Consider the following 15653-nt stretch of genomic DNA (forward strand, 5'->3'; position numbering starts at 1 on the left):
TCCCCACAGTCTCACCCTTCGCCCGAGGCATGGCCAGAGTTGCAAAGGGTTGCAAGCGGGGCGTACGCGTGGGGCGCGCGGACCCGTTCACGCGACAGGATGAGTACCTTGGGGCCTCGACCGGGGGCCGAGGAACCTTTTTGTGGGGGAAGATCTGTGATGGAGACAGGCCCTGCCCGAACGCCCTTGCCGGCTCCCGGGCCGGCGCCCGCCGACGCGGTGCGCGCGCTGCGCAGGGCCCGCGAGGCCCGGCTGTCGGGCCGGCCCCCGCGTGCCGCGCCCCGGGCGGAGATCGACGCTTCCTGGTCCCGGGTGCTGCGCAGCGGGGTTGACCCGGAGCGGGCGCCGGACGGGCCGTTGATGGAAGCCGAGGAGATCGAACACCAGCGGCGTGCCACGGCGCTCGGCACGGTGATGCCGTTGCTGCGGGAGGGGCTGGCCGCCTTCGCGGACGGCACCCGCCAGATCATGGTCGTCAGCGACGCGGAGGGGCGTGTGCTGTGGCGGCAGGGCGACCGTTCCGTGATGCGGCGGGCGGAGGGCATCCTGCTGGAGGAGGGCGCCACGTGGACCGAGCCGGTGATAGGGACCAACGCGATCGGCACGTCGCTGGCCGCGCGTACCCCCGTTCGGGTGCACTCCGCGGAGCATTTCGTGCACGCCCTGCAGAGCTGGACGTGCGCGGCGGCACCGGTGCGCGACCCGCGTGACGGGCGGCTGATCGGCATCGTCGACATCAGCGGTCCGGAGTCCACCTTCCACCCGGCGACGCTCGCCCTGGTGGACTCGGTGGCGAAGCTCGCCGAGAGCGAGATACGCAACCGTCATCTGGCGACGATCGAGCGGCTGCGGTCGGTGGCCGCGCCGATCCTCTGCCGGATCGGCGGCCGGGCCCTCGCGGTGGACACCCACGGGTGGCTCGCGGCGGTGGCCGGGATGCCGCCGGTGGACCGCCTGCCGCTGCCCAAGTCACTCACCCCGGGCCGGGCGTGGTTCCCGTCGCTGGGGATGTGCCGGGTGGAGCCGCTGCCCGGGGGCTGGCTTGTCCAGGTGGTGGACGGGGCGTCCACCAATGCCTCGGACGGGCCGCCGCGCCGGGTGGTGCTGGACCTGGGGCGGCCCGGGCAGCCGGTGGTGCACGTGGCGGGGCCGGTGGGGACCTGGACGCAGCGCCTCTCGCCGCGGCACGCGGAGATGCTGTACGCGCTGGCGCTGCACAAGGAGGGGTGTACCGCCTCCGAGCTGGCACGGGACATCTTCGGCGACGGCACCCGGACGGTCACGGTGCGCGCCGAGATCTCGCGGATGCGCCGCCACCTGGCGGAGGTGCTGGCCCACCGCCCGTACCGCTTCCGGGAGGGCGTCGACGTGGAGATCGTCCACCCGGAAGAACCGGCCGATCTGCTGCCGCACTCGACCGCACCGGTGGTGGTACGGGCCAGGGCGTCGGCGGGGAGCGCCTGAGGGGGCGCGCCGGGCGGCCCCCGAGCGACGCGGCGCGTGTGCCCGCTTGGGTCGAGAGGTCCGGTTCTCCGGCGCGTCCGGGGGACCCCCCGCCTCCGTCCGGTGGCCCTCATGGTTCGCTGACGCCCATGAACAGCCCCGATCGCCCCACTGCTCCCAACGGTCCCACCGGTCCCACCACCGAGGTGACCACCTGGTCCCTGGAGCAGACTGCTCCCACCGATCTCGTGCCCGCGAAGGCCCCGGACGGCGATGTGCGGATCGTCCGTGCGGAGGTGCCGTCGCCGGAGTTCAGCCGTTTCCTCTACACGGCGGTGGGCGGGGACGTCCGGTGGACGGACCGGCTCGCCCTGACGTACGCGCAGTGGCAGGAGATCGTGGACCGGCCGGGGGCCGAGACGTGGGTGGCGTACGTGAGCGGGACGCCGGCCGGGTACATCGAGCTGGACCCGCAGGACGACGGCGTCGTGGAGATCATGTACTTCGGGCTCCTCCCTGCTTTCCGGGGGCGCCGTATCGGTGGGCATCTGCTCAGCCTGGGGACTTCGCGCGCCTGGGATCTCGCCGAGCGGTGGGCCGAACGTCCCGCAACCCGCCGGGTGTGGGTGCACACCTGCTCGCTGGACGGCCCGCACGCCCTGGCCAACTACCAGCGCCGCGGGTTCCGGCTCTTCGACACGAAGGTCACCCAGGAGTACGAGGTCGCGGCGCCGGGGCCGTGGCCGGGGGCGCGCGCCTAACGGCTGTCCCGCAATTCCTGGCGGGTGCGCGACGACAGCTACGGCGCCTCGCCGCGTTGTCGGAACGTCCACATACATCCAGTATGTGGACGTCCCTCCGCCTTGCGATGCGCCGCATCCGACGCCGCGCACTGATCCACCACGAATTGCGGGACAGCCCTTATTGCCGCGCCCGGCAGACCTCGCCGGTCGCGGCACCGGTCGGGCCGTGTCCGACGATCCCACCGGGCGGGCGGTGCCCCGGCACGGCACCTCGTGTCGTCGGACACGGCCATCGACGTACCGTCAGTTCACGGCGAGGACAGCCGTGTTGTTCGTGACGTCCGGGTCGAAGTCGAACGGGTGGGCACCGAACTCGCCGAACATCGGGTGGATGCTCACGGCTCCGGTAGCGCCGGGCACCACGGTGTCGACGCGCACGGAGAACGCGAACGTGTGCTGGGTGTTCTCCATCACCCAGTAGTTCAATTCGCAGTCGTAGCGCGGGGCGCCCGTCTGCTGCGGGTAGTAGCCACCGGTCAGGGTGCGCGGGGTGCAGCCGTCGGGCACGCCGGTGACCTTGGTGCCCTCGGGCACGATCAGCCGGACCGCGGCCACCGGGTCACCGGACCCGAGGTTGCCGAACCAGGCCGGCCCGTTGTTCTTGAACGTGAGCTCGGCCGTGACCGTTTGGCCCGCCGCACCGGAGACGGTGTCACCGCTCACCGAGAAGTCCGCGGTGTTCTCGGCGCCGATCTGGAGCACGGTGTAGTTGTCCTGGGAGTCGAGATCCTGTACGCCGTCGCCCGGCTCGACGTCGATGTCGAGCCGCTCGTGGAGCGCGTGCGGGGCGAGTCGTACGGTCAGTGGCTCCGGCAGCACGAAGGAGTCGCCCGGTGCCAGCACGTCGCCGAACGCGCAGACCACGTCGTTCAGCGGTGCGTACTCCTCGCCGTCCGTCGTCGTATACGTGCAGGCGTCATACCGGGTCAGGTCCGTCAGGCCGTACGAGGCGTAGAGGCGGACGGAGAATCCGTTCGCGCTCCGGTTGCCGTTGTTGGTGATCTTCAGCGGGATCGTCCGCTCGTCGCCGGGGCGGCCGGCCCCGACGCCCGCGATCGGGTCGATGGCGAGGTCGGGTCCGGCACCGACGGTGAGTGTGGTGTCGAAGCTCCCGTTGGGCGCGGTGAGCGTACCGTCGGGGCCGCCCGTGGCCGTCGCCCCGTAGGTGATCCGGCCCTGCGCTCCGGCCACGGCGCCGTCCGCCGCGCGCACCGTCAGGGACACCTGGTCCTCGTAGTCGGCCCCGATCGTGGGCACCACGGGAATGTCGCACACCGCACTCGCGCCGCTCGGCGTGCAGTTGTCGGGCCAGGTCACCTCGGCGATTCCGGTGAGGCCGGAGGCGTCGACGGTGAGCCTGCCGTCGGTCACGGTGAAGTTGTCGTTGTCGTGGTAGATGCCGACACCGAGTTCGCGGGATTCCGCCTGACCGCCGTCGACGGCGAGCGGCAGCGTCTGCTCGTAGGGCTCGTTGACCCACAACTGGTCGGTCTGCGGCAGTTCTTCGTCGGCGGACGCGGGTGCGGCGAGGCCGACGGCGAGCAGGCCGGTCACCACCGCGACGGCGACGCCGGCGCCGAGACGTACCGGACCTCCAGCGGATAACAGTTTCATTGCCACTCCCCAAGCTGTGGTGCTACGAGTGACGCGTCGGCTGCCCCGGCGCGCCGCAGTGATCGTCACATGACAAGGTCATCCGCCGCGCTCACGTTTTCGGCGGGACCGGACGACGTCCAGCCGACAGCCGTACCCCTGACCCGGGAGCCGGCTTCCGCACAGTTCGGCACCTTTGAGACATAGAGGGTGACGGATCGGAGCCCGAGGGTGGGCATACGCGTGACGCAGGCCACAAAGTCTCACGAAGCGAGACGATCTCGTCCGGATGGTGGATAGGTGTGGACTGGCCAGAGATACGCGTGACAGGCTTCCGTCATGCCTGGAACTGGAATTGCCTTGGTGAGTCGACGCCACGTCGACCTCTGCCGCATGTCCAGCGCCATCTGTCCGGCGGGCTGAGAGTCCCAGCACCGCCGCGCTCCCTCTTCTCTGCAAGCCCCGTCGCACCACCGCGTCCACGCGAGTGCGCAGCTCAGAGCCGCCCTCCCGCAGTCCCGAAGGACGTATTGTCATGGCCGCTACCCCTGAACAGCCTGCGACCACCACACCTCGCCGCAAGGCCGGACGCCACCGCGGCGAGGGCCAGTGGGCGATGGGGCACTACACCCCCCTCAACGGGAACGAGCAGTTCAAGAAGGACGACGACGCTCTCAATGTGCGGGCACGCATCGAGAACATCTACTCCAAGCGCGGCTTCGACTCGATCGACCCGAACGACCTTCGGGGACGCATGCGTTGGTGGGGGCTCTACACCCAGCGCAAGCCCGGGATCGACGGTGGCAAGACCGCCGTGCTGGAGCCGGAGGAGCTGGACGACCGCTTCTTCATGCTCCGGGTACGCGTCGACGGCGGTCGGCTGACCTCCGCCCAGCTGCGGGTGATCGGTGAGATCTCCCAGCAGTACGCCCGCGGCACCGCGGACATCACGGACCGGCAGAACATCCAGCTGCACTGGATCGCCATCGAAGACGTTCCGGCGATCTGGGAGAAGCTGGAGGCCGTCGGGCTCTCCACCACCGAGGCATGCGGCGACTGCCCCCGCGTGATCATCGGTTCGCCGGTGGCGGGCATCGCGGACGACGAGATCATCGACGGCACGCCGGCGGTGGACGAGATCCACGAGCGGTACATCGGCAGCAAGGAGTTCTCCAACCTGCCGCGGAAGTTCAAGACCGCGATCTCCGGCTCACCGGTGCAGGACGTGGTCCACGAGATCAACGACATCGCCTTCGTCGGCGTCGAACACCCCGAGCACGGTGCCGGGTTCGACGTCTGGGTCGGCGGCGGACTCTCCACCAACCCGAGGTTCGCCGAACGTCTGGGCGCCTGGGTGCCCTTGGATGAGGTGCCCGACGTGTGGGCCGGAGTCGTCGGGATCTTCCGCGACTACGGCTACCGCCGCCTGCGCACCCGCGCCCGGCTGAAGTTCCTGATGGCCGACTGGGGGCCCGCCAAGTTCCGGCAGGTACTGGAGGACGAGTACCTGAAGCGTCCCCTGCTCGACGGCCCCGCCCCCGCGCAACCCACCTCCCGCTGGCGCGACCACATCGGTGTGCACCGGCAGAACGACGGAAACTTCTACGTCGGCTTCGCCCCGCGTGTCGGCCGGGTGGACGGCTCCACGCTCACCAAGATCGCGGACCTCGCGGCCGCGCACGGTTCGGACCGGCTGCGCACCACCGTCGAGCAGAAGATGCTCGTCCTCGACGTGGCTCCGGACCAGGTCGACTCGCTGGTGGAGGGACTGGAGGCGCTGGACTTCCACGTGCGGCCCTCCTCCTTCCGGCGCGGCACCATGGCCTGCACCGGCATCGAGTTCTGCAAGCTGGCGATCGTCGAGACGAAGGCGCGCGGCGCCTCGCTCATCGACGAACTGGAGCGGCGCCTGCCGGAGTTCGACGAGCCGCTCACCATCAACATCAACGGGTGCCCCAACGCCTGTGCCCGTATCCAGACTGCGGACATCGGTCTCAAGGGGCAGTTGATGCTGGACTCCGAGGGAAACCAGGTCGAGGGTTACCAGGTACACCTGGGCGGCGCGCTCGGCCTGGAGGCCGGCTTCGGCCGCAAGGTCCGTGGCCTCAAGGTCACTTCGGCCGAGCTACCGGACTACGTCGAGCGGGTTCTGGGCCGTTACCAGGAGGAGCGCGAAGAGGGCGAGCGCTTCGCCACCTGGGCGGCGCGGGCCACGGCGGAGTCGCTGTCATGAGCGAGCGAGCTGCGCCGTTCTACTGCCCGTACTGCGGCGACGAGGACCTGCGCCCGCACGAGACCGGGCACGGCGCCTGGGAATGTGCGTCCTGCAACCGCGCGTTCCAGCTGAAGTTCCTGGGCCTGCTGACCCAGGGGCTGCTGCGCAACGACGGTGAAGGGGAACGGACATGACGGACACCCTGCGGGACGGCGGGCTCACCGACGCCGAGTTGGAGGAACTTGCCGAGCGGGCCGGCCGGGAGCTGGAGGACGCCTCGGCGCTCTCCATCCTGACCTGGGCGGCGGACACCTTCGGCGAGCGGTTCTGCGTCACCTCCTCGATGGAGGACGCGGTCGTCGCCCACCTCGCCTCCCGGGCCCGGCCCGGCGTGGACGTGGTCTTCCTGGACACCGGCTACCACTTCCCCGAGACCATCGGGACCCGGGACGCGGTCGAGGCGGTGATGGACGTGAAGGTCATCACGCTGACACCTCGTCAGTCGGTGGCCGAGCAGGACGCCGCGTACGGACCGAAGCTGCACGACCGCGACCCCGACCTGTGCTGCGCGCTGCGCAAGGTGAAGCCGCTCGAAGAGGGCCTGACCCGATACAGCGCCTGGGCGACCGGGCTGCGCCGGGACGAGTCCCCCACCAGGGCCAGCACCCCCGTGGTCGGCTGGGACGCGAAGCGCCGCAAGGTGAAGGTCTCGCCGATCGCGCGGTGGACACAAAAGGACGTGGACGCCTACGTGCTGGAGCACGGGGTGCTCACCAACCCGCTGCTGATGGACGGCTACGCCTCCGTCGGCTGCGCGCCCTGCACCCGCCGGGTGCTGGAGGGCGAGGACGCGCGCGCCGGCCGCTGGACGGGGCGGGGCAAGACCGAGTGCGGGCTGCACGGCTGATGACGACTGATCAGGAGATATCGATGAGCGTGACGGAGACAGGAGCCACCGTCTGGCTGACCGGTCTGCCGAGCGCGGGCAAGACCACCATCGCGTACGAACTCGCGGGCCGCCTGAAGAGCGACGGCCACCGGGTGGAGGTCCTCGACGGGGACGAGATCCGGGAGTTCCTCTCCGCCGGTCTCGGCTTCTCCCGCGAGGACCGCCACACGAACGTGCAGCGGATCGGCTTCGTCGCCGAACTGCTCGCGGCGAACGGCGTGAAGGTGCTGGTTCCGGTGATCGCTCCGTACGCGGACAGCCGTGACGCCGTCCGCAAGCGGCACCACTCCGAGGGCACCCCCTATCTGGAGGTGCACGTGGCCACGCCGGTCGAGGTGTGCTCCGTGCGTGACGTGAAGGGGCTGTACGCCAAGCAGGCCGCGGGCGAGATCAGCGGCCTCACCGGGGTCGACGATCCCTACGAGGCACCCGAAGCACCCGACCTGCGCATCGAGTCGCACCAGCAGACCGTGCAGGAGTCCGCAAGCGCGCTCCACGCGCTGCTCACCGAGAGGGGCCTGGCGTGACGTCCGTCGCCACCGTGCCGGAAGGCACCGTCAACCCGTACGCGCTCAGCCACCTCGACTCGCTGGAGTCGGAGGCCGTCCACATCTTCCGTGAGGTGGCGGGGGAGTTCGAGCGGCCGGTGATCCTCTTCTCCGGCGGCAAGGACTCCATCGTGATGCTCCACCTCGCGCTGAAGGCATTCGCCCCCGCCCCGGTCCCGTTCACGCTCCTGCACGTCGACACCGGGCACAACTTCCCCGAGGTCCTCGAATACCGCGACCGCACGGTCGCCGCCCACGGGCTGCGCCTGCACGTCGCCTCCGTCCAGGAGTACATCGACGCCGGCACCCTGCGCGAACGCCCCGACGGCACCCGCAACCCCCTCCAGACCGTCCCCCTCACCGAAGCGATCCAGCAGCACCGCTTTGACGCCGTCTTCGGCGGCGGACGCCGTGACGAGGAGAAGGCCCGCGCCAAGGAACGCGTCTTCTCCCTCCGCGACGAGTTCTCCCAGTGGGACCCCCGCCGCCAGCGCCCCGAACTCTGGCAGCTCTACAACGGCCGCCACGCCCCCGGCGAACACGTCCGTGTCTTCCCGATCTCCAACTGGACCGAACTCGACGTCTGGCAGTACATCCAGCGCGAACACATCGAGCTCCCCGAGATCTACTTCGCCCACCACCGCGAGGTCTTCAACCGCGGCGGCATGTGGCTCACCGCCGGCGACTGGGGCGGCCCCAAGGACACCGAACCCACCGAAACCCGCCTCGTGCGCTACCGCACCGTCGGCGACATGTCCTGCACCGGAGCCGTCGACTCCGACGCCACCACCCTCGACGCCGTCATCACCGAGATCGCCGCCTCCCGCCTCACCGAACGCGGCGCCACCCGCGCCGACGACAAGATGAGCGAAGCCGCGATGGAAGACCGCAAGCGCGAGGGGTACTTCTAAATGACCACCACGACCCACCAGTCGGCCGACACCTTGGCCGAGACCACCCTGCTGCGCTTCGCCACGGCCGGTTCGGTCGACGACGGCAAGTCCACCCTCGTGGGCCGGTTGCTCCACGACTCCAAGTCGGTCCTCACCGACCAGCTGGAAGCCGTCGAGCACGCCTCCCGCAACCGCGGCCAGGACACGCCCGACCTCGCCCTCCTCACCGACGGCCTGCGCGCCGAGCGGGAACAGGGCATCACCATCGACGTGGCCTACCGCTACTTCGCCACCGCCAAGCGCCGGTTCATCCTCGCCGACACTCCCGGTCACGTGCAGTACACCCGCAACATGGTCACCGGCGCCTCCACCGCCGAACTCGCCGTCGTCCTCGTCGACGCCCGCAACGGCGTCGTCGAGCAGACCCGCCGCCACGCCGCCGTCGCCGCCCTCCTGCGCGTCCCCCACGTCGTCCTCGCCGTGAACAAGATGGACCTCGTGGAGTACGCGGAGCCGGTGTTCGCCGCGATAGCCAAGGAGTTCACCGCGTACGCGGCCTCCCTCGGCGTCCCGGAGATCACCGCGATCCCCATCTCCGCGCTGGCCGGGGACAACGTCGTGGAGCCGTCCGCGCACATGGACTGGTACGGCGGCCCGACGGTCCTGGAGCACCTGGAGACCGTCCCGGTGAGCCACGACCTCACCGCGTGCCCGGCCCGCTTCCCGGTGCAGTACGTCATCCGGCCGCAGACCGCGGAGCACCCGGACTACCGCGGCTACGCGGGCCAGATCGCCTCCGGCGTACTGCGGGTCGGCGAGCCCGTCACCGTACTGCCCTCGGGACGCACCTCGACGGTCGCGGGCATCGACGCGCTGGGCGTGAGCGTGGACACCGCGTGGGCGCCGCAGTCGGTGACCGTGCGGCTCGCGGACGACGTGGACGTCTCGCGCGGCGACCTGATCGCGCCGAGCGGTGACCTCCCGGCCTCCACCCAAGACGTCGAGGCGACCGTCTGCCACGTCGCCGACCAGCCGCTCTCGGTCGGCCAGCGGGTGCTGCTGAAGCACACCACCCGCACGGTCAAGGCGATCGTGAAGGACATCCCCTCGCGGCTCACCCTCGACGACCTCTCCCAGCACCCCGTCCCGGGGCAGCTGGTCGCCAACGACATCGGGCGGGTGGTGGTCCGTACCGCCGAACCGCTCGCGCTCGACGCGTACGCCGACTCCCGGCGCACCGGATCGTTCCTGTTGATCGACCCCGCGGACGGTACGACCCTCTCGGCCGGGATGGCGGGCGCCTCGTTCGCCGAAGCCGTCCGGGGCGGGTCCGCACCCGAAGCGGCCGAAGACGACGCCGAATGGGACTTCTGATGAGAACCGATTTCTTCTCCTCCTTCGCGAAGGAGGGCGGTCGTGTGGGCAGCGGTGCCCTCGGCAGCGGACAGGGCGGGGTGGCGCGATGTGCGTGATGACGTACGCGCACTGCCTGCGCGCCCTCCCGCACCACACGCACGGCCCGTACAGACGAAGACCTGCCGACCGCCCGGCCGCGTTCCCTCGGACCCGAGGGACGTAGAGCCCGGCCAACGAGAGGAACACCTCCCGTGCCAAGCACCCGTACCACCGTCCGCCGCAGCCTCGTCGCTGCCGCCGCACTGCCGCTGCTCGCCGTGGTTCTCACCGCCTGCGGCTACGGCTCCGAGTCGAGTGACGACGACTCGAAGAAGGCGGACGTCTCCGCCGGGGAGAAGAAGCTCTCCGCGGACAGCGTGAGCATCGGGTACTTCCCGAACCTCACGCACGCCACCGCCCTGGTGGGAGTCGAGGAGGGCACCTTCCAGAAGGAGCTCGGCGGTACAAAGGTCAAGACCTCGACCTTCAACGCCGGCCCGTCCGAGATCGAGGCGCTCAACGCCGGATCGATCGACATCGGCTTCATCGGCCCCTCGCCGTCCATCAACGGCTACACCAAGTCCCAGGGCAAGGGCCTGCGGATCATCGGTGGTTCGGCCTCCGGCGGCGTGAAGCTGGTCGTGAACCCGGACAAGATCAAGACCGTGGCGGACCTCAAGGGCAAGAAGATCGCCACCCCGCAGCTCGGCAACACGCAGGACGTCGCCTTCCTCAACTGGATCTCCGAGCAGGGCTGGAAGGTCGACGCCCAGAGCGGCAAGGGCGACGTCTCCGTCGTCCGCTCGGACAACAAGGTGACGCCGGACGCCTACAAGGCCGGTTCGCTGGACGGCGCCTGGGTGCCGGAACCGACCGCGTCCAAGCTGGTCGCCGAAGGCGCCAAGGTCCTGCTGGACGAGACGTCGCTCTGGCCGGACAAGAAGTTCGTCATCACCAACATCATCGTGTCGCAGAAGTTCCTCACCGAGCACCCCGACGTGGTCGAGGCGGTACTGCGCGGTTCGGTGAAGACGAACAAGTGGATCAACGCGAACCCGGACGCGGCCAAGGCTTCGGCCAACAAGGCGCTGGAGGCACTGAGCGGCAAGGCGCTCGCCCCCGAGGTCCTCGACCCGGCCTGGAAGTCGATCCTGGTCACCGATGACCCGCTGGCCGCCACCCTGAACGCCGAGGCGGACCACGCGGTCAAGGCGGGCCTGCTGGAGAAGCCCAGCCTCGACGGCATCTACGACCTGACCCTGCTCAACAAGGTCCTGAAGGCCGAGGGCGAGCCCGCGGTCGACGACGCCGGTCTCGGCGTCAAGTAACCCGTCCGCCCATCCCCACCAGGCTTCCCAGGAGGTGACGACCATGGCGACCAGTACGCTCACCAAGGCCGAGGACCGCGCGTCGGTCGAGCACGCCGCTCGTATCAGCCACGTATCGAAGTCCTTCGCCGGACCCACCGGTCAGCAGCTCGTCCTGGACGACATCACGCTCGATGTCGCTCCCGGCGAGTTCGTCACCCTCCTGGGAGCCTCCGGGTGCGGCAAGTCGACGCTGCTCAACCTGGTGGCCGGACTCGACCGCCCGTCCGCGGGGTCCATCGAGACCCCCGGCGGGCGGCCGGCCCTGATGTTCCAGGAACACGCCCTCTTCCCGTGGCTGACCGCGGGCAAGAACATCGAACTCGCCCTGCGGCTGCGCGGGGTGACCAAGGCCGAGCGCCGCCCCGAAGCGGAGCGGCTGCTCGAACTCGTACGCCTGGGCGGCTCGTACGGCAAGCGCGTGCACGAGCTCTCCGGCGGTATGCGCCAGCGGGTCGCCATGGCCCGCGCGCTCGCCCAGGACAGTCAACTGCTCCTCATGGACGAGCCGTTCGCCGCTCTCGACGCGATCACCCGTGACGTACTGCACGACGAACTCACCCGGATCTGGCGGGAGACCAACGCTTCGGTCCTCTTCGTCACCCACAACGTGCGCGAGGCGGTGCGCCTCGCCCAGCGGGTCGTGCTGCTGTCGTCCCGGCCGGGACGGATCGCCCGCGAGTGGACCGTCGGCATCGAACACCCGCGCCGCATCGAGGACTCCGCCGTCGCGGAACTGTCCGTCGAGATCACCGAAGAACTGCGTGGGGAGATCCGCCGCCATGGCCAGCACTGACATCAAGTCCGTCGGGAAGACGGCAGCCGGGGCGGGGCCCGCGAAGCGGGACGACCTCGCGGGTCTGGAGGCCGGGCTCGACGCGCTGGACGCCGTACAGGTGTCCCGTACGCCGCTCCGGAAGATCCTCGGCCAGAAGGTCCTGCCGCCGGTCCTGGCGGTGGTCCTGGTCGTCCTGGTCTGGCAGGTGCTGGTCTGGGCGAAGGTCACCGACGACTACAAGCTGCCGCCGCCCGCCGCCGTCTGGGACAGCGCGCAGGACATGTGGGTCAAGGGCACCCTGCTGGAGGTCATCTGGACCAGCGTCTCGCGCGGTCTGCTCGGCTTCGTGCTCGCGGTCGTCATCGGTACGCCGCTCGGTCTGCTCGTCGCCCGGGTACGGTTCGTGCGCGCGGCGATCGGCCCGATCCTCTCGGGCCTCCAGTCGCTGCCCTCGGTGGCCTGGGTCGCCCCGGCCGTCATCTGGCTCGGTCTCCAGGACTCGATGATGTACGCGGTGATCCTGCTCGGCGCCGTCCCGTCGATCGCCAACGGCCTCGTCTCCGGCGTCGACCAGGTCCCCCCGCTCTTCCTCCGCGCGGGCCGCACCATCGGCGCCACCGGGCTGCGCGGCACCTGGCACATCGTGCTGCCGGCGGCGCTGCCGGGCTACCTCGCGGGGCTGAAGCAGGGCTGGGCCTTCTCGTGGCGCTCGCTGATGGCCGCCGAGATCATCGCCTCCTCCCCCGATCTCGGTCTGGGGCTGGGACAGTTGCTGGAGAACGGCCGCAACAACTTCGACATGCCCGGCATCTTCCTGTCGATCCTGCTCATCCTCTTCGTCGGCGTCGCGATCGACCTGCTGATCTTCAGTCCGCTGGAGCGGTGGGTGCTGCGCAGCCGCGGTCTTCTCGTCAAGAACTGAGCCCCTCCATGCACGCACCCGTCCTTCTCGTCATCGCCCACGGCAGCCGCGATCCGCTGCACGCGGCGACCGTGCACGCGCTCACCGCGCGGGTACGGTCCCTGCGGCCGGGGCTCCGCGTGGAAACGGGTTTCCTCGACTTCAACGCCCCGTCCGTGCCCAGGGTGCTGGAACGCCTGCACACGCGGAGTGCTGCGGTGAGCGCTGAACGGGCGGGAGGCTCCGCGGGGGTGACGGAGGTCGTCGCGCTGCCGCTCCTGCTCACCCGGGCCTTCCACGCCAAGACCGACATCCCCTCGGTGCTCCGCGAGGCCCGGACCCGGCTGCCCCGGCTGCGCATCCGGCAGGCGGGCGTCCTCGGCCCCTCCCCGCTGCTCCTCTCGGCTCTGGAGCAGCGGTTGGACGAGGCCGGGGTCACCGCCGCCGACAGACGCTCGACGGGGCTGGTTCTGGCCTCGGCGGGCTCCACGGACCCGGAGGCGATCGCAGTGATCGCTGAAATCGCGCGGGAGCTGCGGCACACCGGTTGGTGCGCCGTGCGGCCTGCGTTCGCCTCCGCCTCTTCGCCCAGCGGATTCCCGCCCACCGGGGACGCGGTGCGCGCACTGCGCGCCGACGGCGTGGACCGCGTGGCGGTGGCCCCGTACGTCCTCGCGCCCGGCCGGCTCCCGGACCGGATCGTCGCGGGTGCGGCCGAGGCCGGCGCGGACGTGCTCTCCGCAGTCCTCGGAGCTTCTCCCGCCGTGGCCCGGCTGCTGCTGGCGAGGTACGACGAGGCGTCGGCGGCCCGCGCGCTCCCGCTGTCGGCTTGAGCCGGCCCCTGGGCCCTGTCCGCATTCTGGACCGATAGGGTCACGTGTCGGATGCATGGATGTAAGGAGCAGTCGTCGTGACCTCGGCCCCCCTCGCCGGCCCGCTCTCCTTTCCCGTCGCTCCCTCCGCCGAGGCGCCCGTACCGGTGATCCACGCCGACGAGGTCTCCGTGGTACGTGACGGCCGGGCGATCCTGGACACCGTCTCGCTCACCGTCCGGCAGGGCGAGCACTGGGCGCTCCTGGGTGCCAACGGCGCCGGGAAGAGCACCCTGCTGGGGCTGCTCGGCGCGGTGACCCATCCCAGCCGGGGCACGGTGCGGGTGCTCGGCAGGACGCTGGGCCGGGTGGATCTGCGGGAGCTGAGGACCCTGCTGGGCCACGTGAACCCGCGCCACCCGCTCCAGTCCTCACTGACGGTACGTCAGGTCACGCTGACGGGTCTCACCAACTCGGTGATGCCCTTGCCGCGGTGGTCACCGTCCGCCGACGAGCGGGCGCGGGCGGACGGACTGCTGGCGATGCTGGGGATGGGCGGCAAGGAGGACTCCCGCTGGCCGGCGCTCTCCCAGGGCGAGCGGGGCAGGACGCTGATCGCCCGCGGTCTGATGCCGAGTCCCCGGTTGCTGCTCCTGGACGAACCGGCCACCGGCCTGGACCTGGCAGCCCGGGAGCAGTTGCTGGACAGTCTGGACGCTCTGCGCGAGGAGCATCCGGAGCTGGCGACGGTACTGGTCACCCACCACCTGGAGGAGCTGCCCGCATCCACCACGCACGCGATGCTGCTGCGCGGTGGGCGGTGCGTGGCGTCGGGTTCCGCCGACGAGGTGCTGACCACCGACCGGGTCAGCGACTGCTTCGGCCATCCGGTGCGCATCACGCGTACCGAGGGCCGGTGGAGCGCCCGGGCGCAGCGGGTGACCCGCCGCTGAGCCGAGCCGGGGCCCGGGTGGTGCCCTCAGGCGTCGGCGAACGGGTCGGCGACGGACGGGTTGGTGACGAACGGGGTGGCCTGGTGGAAGTAGAGCAGCCATTCCCCGTCGCCCAGCCGCCAGAGCGAACTCCGGTGCGCCCGGGCGCCCTTGTGTTCGGTGTCGAAGGTCAGGTGGACGAGGCCGGGACAGAGCTCGGCACCCCGCATCCGGGAGGCGGTCAGCGGTCCGGGACGGGTGGTGGCCTCCCCGTGGAGCGCGGCGATGACCATGTCGCGGTCCCAGAGCCGGCCGCTCGTTCCGATCTCCCTGAAGTCGGGGTGCAGCATCGCCGCGAGGAGCGGTGCGGAGCCGCGCACCTCGGGGTCGAGCAGGCGCAGCTCGTTCTCGATCACCTCGGCCACGGGGTGCGGGAGTTCAGTCACGGGTGAGCTCCACGAGCTTGACGACGGTGTTCCAGTTGCGGCTGGTGGCGACGAGGCCCTTGGTGACGGCGGGCCGCGCGAGGGCGACGGCGAGGGCGGAGCGGCCGAGGCCGTCCGGAGCGTAGAGGTAGAGCGCGCGGTCGCCGAGCCGGAACTCCTCCGGCAGGAACGCGGCGGGCTCCACCGGGGCGAAGCGGTCCTCGGTGACCGGCCCGTCGTAGAAGGTGACGTGCAGCTGTTTCCCTTCCAGCTCGGCGGCGGGGAAGGGGCAGGCGTCGGCGACGGCCCGGAGGTACGCGCCGGAGCGGACGAGGCAGTCGACGGCGAACCCGAAGCGCTCCTCGATAGCCCGCTCGATTCCTCCGGCGACCTCGTTCTCGTCGTCGCTCGCCGCGGTGAGGACCGCGTTGCCGCTCTGCAGGTAGGTGGTCACGCCGCTGTGGCCGAGTTCCGTGAGCACCGTGCGCAGTTGCGGCATCGGCACCTTGCGGTGGCCCCCGACGTTGATACCGCGCAACAGGAGTGCGTACGTCGTCGTCATGGGCTCACCCTAAGTGGTGCCCGGCGGATCAAGGCCG

At 70.6% G+C, this 15653-nt stretch carries 17 protein-coding genes; 14 read left to right on the forward strand and 3 right to left on the reverse strand.

From position 1 onward, the window contains the following. Window positions 1-159 precede the first annotated feature (159 nt). Both ACFYPN_RS13165 and ACFYPN_RS13170 read left to right on the forward strand, forming a co-directional pair. A complete protein-coding gene (locus ACFYPN_RS13165; protein WP_358756186.1) occupies window positions 160-1464 on the forward strand; it encodes a GAF domain-containing protein in 1305 nt (434 codons plus the stop codon). Between the two features lie 128 nt (window positions 1465-1592). After that, window positions 1593-2204: a GNAT family N-acetyltransferase gene (locus ACFYPN_RS13170; protein WP_358756185.1), complete on the forward strand. Its 612-nt coding sequence runs from the start codon at window positions 1593-1595 to the stop codon at window positions 2202-2204. 285 nt (window positions 2205-2489) lie between these two features. Here the strand turns inward: ACFYPN_RS13170 and ACFYPN_RS13175 are convergent, their stop codons facing one another. Continuing rightward, window positions 2490-3860: a hypothetical protein gene (locus tag ACFYPN_RS13175; RefSeq protein ID WP_389298118.1), complete on the reverse strand. Its 1371-nt coding sequence runs from the start codon at window positions 3858-3860 to the stop codon at window positions 2490-2492. Window positions 3861-4178: 318 nt separating this feature from the next. Between ACFYPN_RS13175 and ACFYPN_RS13180 the strand changes: the two genes are divergently transcribed. The 12 genes from ACFYPN_RS13180 (at window position 4179) to ACFYPN_RS13235 (ending at window position 14650) form a co-directional block, all read left to right on the forward strand. After that, window positions 4179-4262, forward strand: coding sequence for a putative leader peptide (locus ACFYPN_RS13180; RefSeq protein WP_328723604.1), 84 nt, complete (start codon window positions 4179-4181; stop codon window positions 4260-4262). A gap of 112 nt (window positions 4263-4374) precedes the next feature. Further along, window positions 4375-6072, forward strand: coding sequence for a nitrite/sulfite reductase (locus tag ACFYPN_RS13185; RefSeq protein WP_358756181.1), 1698 nt, complete (start codon window positions 4375-4377; stop codon window positions 6070-6072). Next, window positions 6069-6248 carry a hypothetical protein gene (locus tag ACFYPN_RS13190; RefSeq protein WP_358756179.1) on the forward strand — a complete coding sequence of 60 codons (180 nt, stop codon included), beginning with the start codon at window positions 6069-6071 and terminating at the stop codon, window positions 6246-6248. Before ACFYPN_RS13185 ends, ACFYPN_RS13190 begins: the two co-directional genes overlap by 4 nt. After that, entirely contained in the window at window positions 6245-6961 is a 717-nt protein-coding gene (locus ACFYPN_RS13195) for a phosphoadenylyl-sulfate reductase (RefSeq protein WP_389298120.1), read from the forward strand. The genes ACFYPN_RS13190 and ACFYPN_RS13195 overlap by 4 nt, the downstream gene beginning before the upstream one ends. Before the next feature lie 23 nt (window positions 6962-6984). Next, window positions 6985-7530: an adenylyl-sulfate kinase gene (gene cysC, locus ACFYPN_RS13200; RefSeq protein ID WP_389298122.1), complete on the forward strand. Its 546-nt coding sequence runs from the start codon at window positions 6985-6987 to the stop codon at window positions 7528-7530. Then, entirely contained in the window at window positions 7527-8462 is a 936-nt protein-coding gene (gene cysD / locus ACFYPN_RS13205) for a sulfate adenylyltransferase subunit CysD (RefSeq protein ID WP_358756173.1), read from the forward strand. Before cysC ends, cysD begins: the two co-directional genes overlap by 4 nt. Continuing rightward, window positions 8463-9818, forward strand: a complete 1356-nt coding sequence (locus ACFYPN_RS13210; protein ID WP_389298124.1) for a sulfate adenylyltransferase subunit 1 — start codon at window positions 8463-8465, stop codon at window positions 9816-9818. A gap of 233 nt (window positions 9819-10051) precedes the next feature. Beyond that, entirely contained in the window at window positions 10052-11167 is a 1116-nt protein-coding gene (locus ACFYPN_RS13215; protein WP_358756169.1) for an aliphatic sulfonate ABC transporter substrate-binding protein, read from the forward strand. Window positions 11168-11210: 43 nt separating this feature from the next. Continuing rightward, on the forward strand, window positions 11211-12002 hold the full coding sequence (locus tag ACFYPN_RS13220) for an ABC transporter ATP-binding protein (protein ID WP_358756167.1): 792 nt from the start codon (window positions 11211-11213) through the stop codon (window positions 12000-12002). Then, window positions 11989-12906 carry an ABC transporter permease gene (locus ACFYPN_RS13225; RefSeq protein WP_389298126.1) on the forward strand — a complete coding sequence of 306 codons (918 nt, stop codon included), beginning with the start codon at window positions 11989-11991 and terminating at the stop codon, window positions 12904-12906. The genes ACFYPN_RS13220 and ACFYPN_RS13225 overlap by 14 nt, the downstream gene beginning before the upstream one ends. A gap of 8 nt (window positions 12907-12914) precedes the next feature. Next, entirely contained in the window at window positions 12915-13718 is an 804-nt protein-coding gene (locus ACFYPN_RS13230; protein ID WP_389298128.1) for a sirohydrochlorin chelatase, read from the forward strand. Between the two features lie 77 nt (window positions 13719-13795). Continuing rightward, window positions 13796-14650, forward strand: coding sequence for an ABC transporter ATP-binding protein (locus ACFYPN_RS13235; RefSeq protein ID WP_389298130.1), 855 nt, complete (start codon window positions 13796-13798; stop codon window positions 14648-14650). Window positions 14651-14676: 26 nt separating this feature from the next. Here the strand turns inward: ACFYPN_RS13235 and ACFYPN_RS13240 are convergent, their stop codons facing one another. Both ACFYPN_RS13240 and ACFYPN_RS13245 read right to left on the reverse strand, forming a co-directional pair. Continuing rightward, entirely contained in the window at window positions 14677-15075 is a 399-nt protein-coding gene (locus ACFYPN_RS13240; protein WP_389298131.1) for a DUF4440 domain-containing protein, read from the reverse strand. Further along, window positions 15068-15616: a DUF1697 domain-containing protein gene (locus ACFYPN_RS13245; RefSeq protein WP_358756159.1), complete on the reverse strand. Its 549-nt coding sequence runs from the start codon at window positions 15614-15616 to the stop codon at window positions 15068-15070. Before ACFYPN_RS13245 ends, ACFYPN_RS13240 begins: the two co-directional genes overlap by 8 nt. Window positions 15617-15653 lie beyond the last annotated feature (37 nt).

It is taken from the genome of Streptomyces sp. NPDC005576, from assembly GCF_042871745.1.
In the GTDB taxonomy this organism is placed as follows: domain Bacteria; phylum Actinomycetota; class Actinomycetes; order Streptomycetales; family Streptomycetaceae; genus Streptomyces.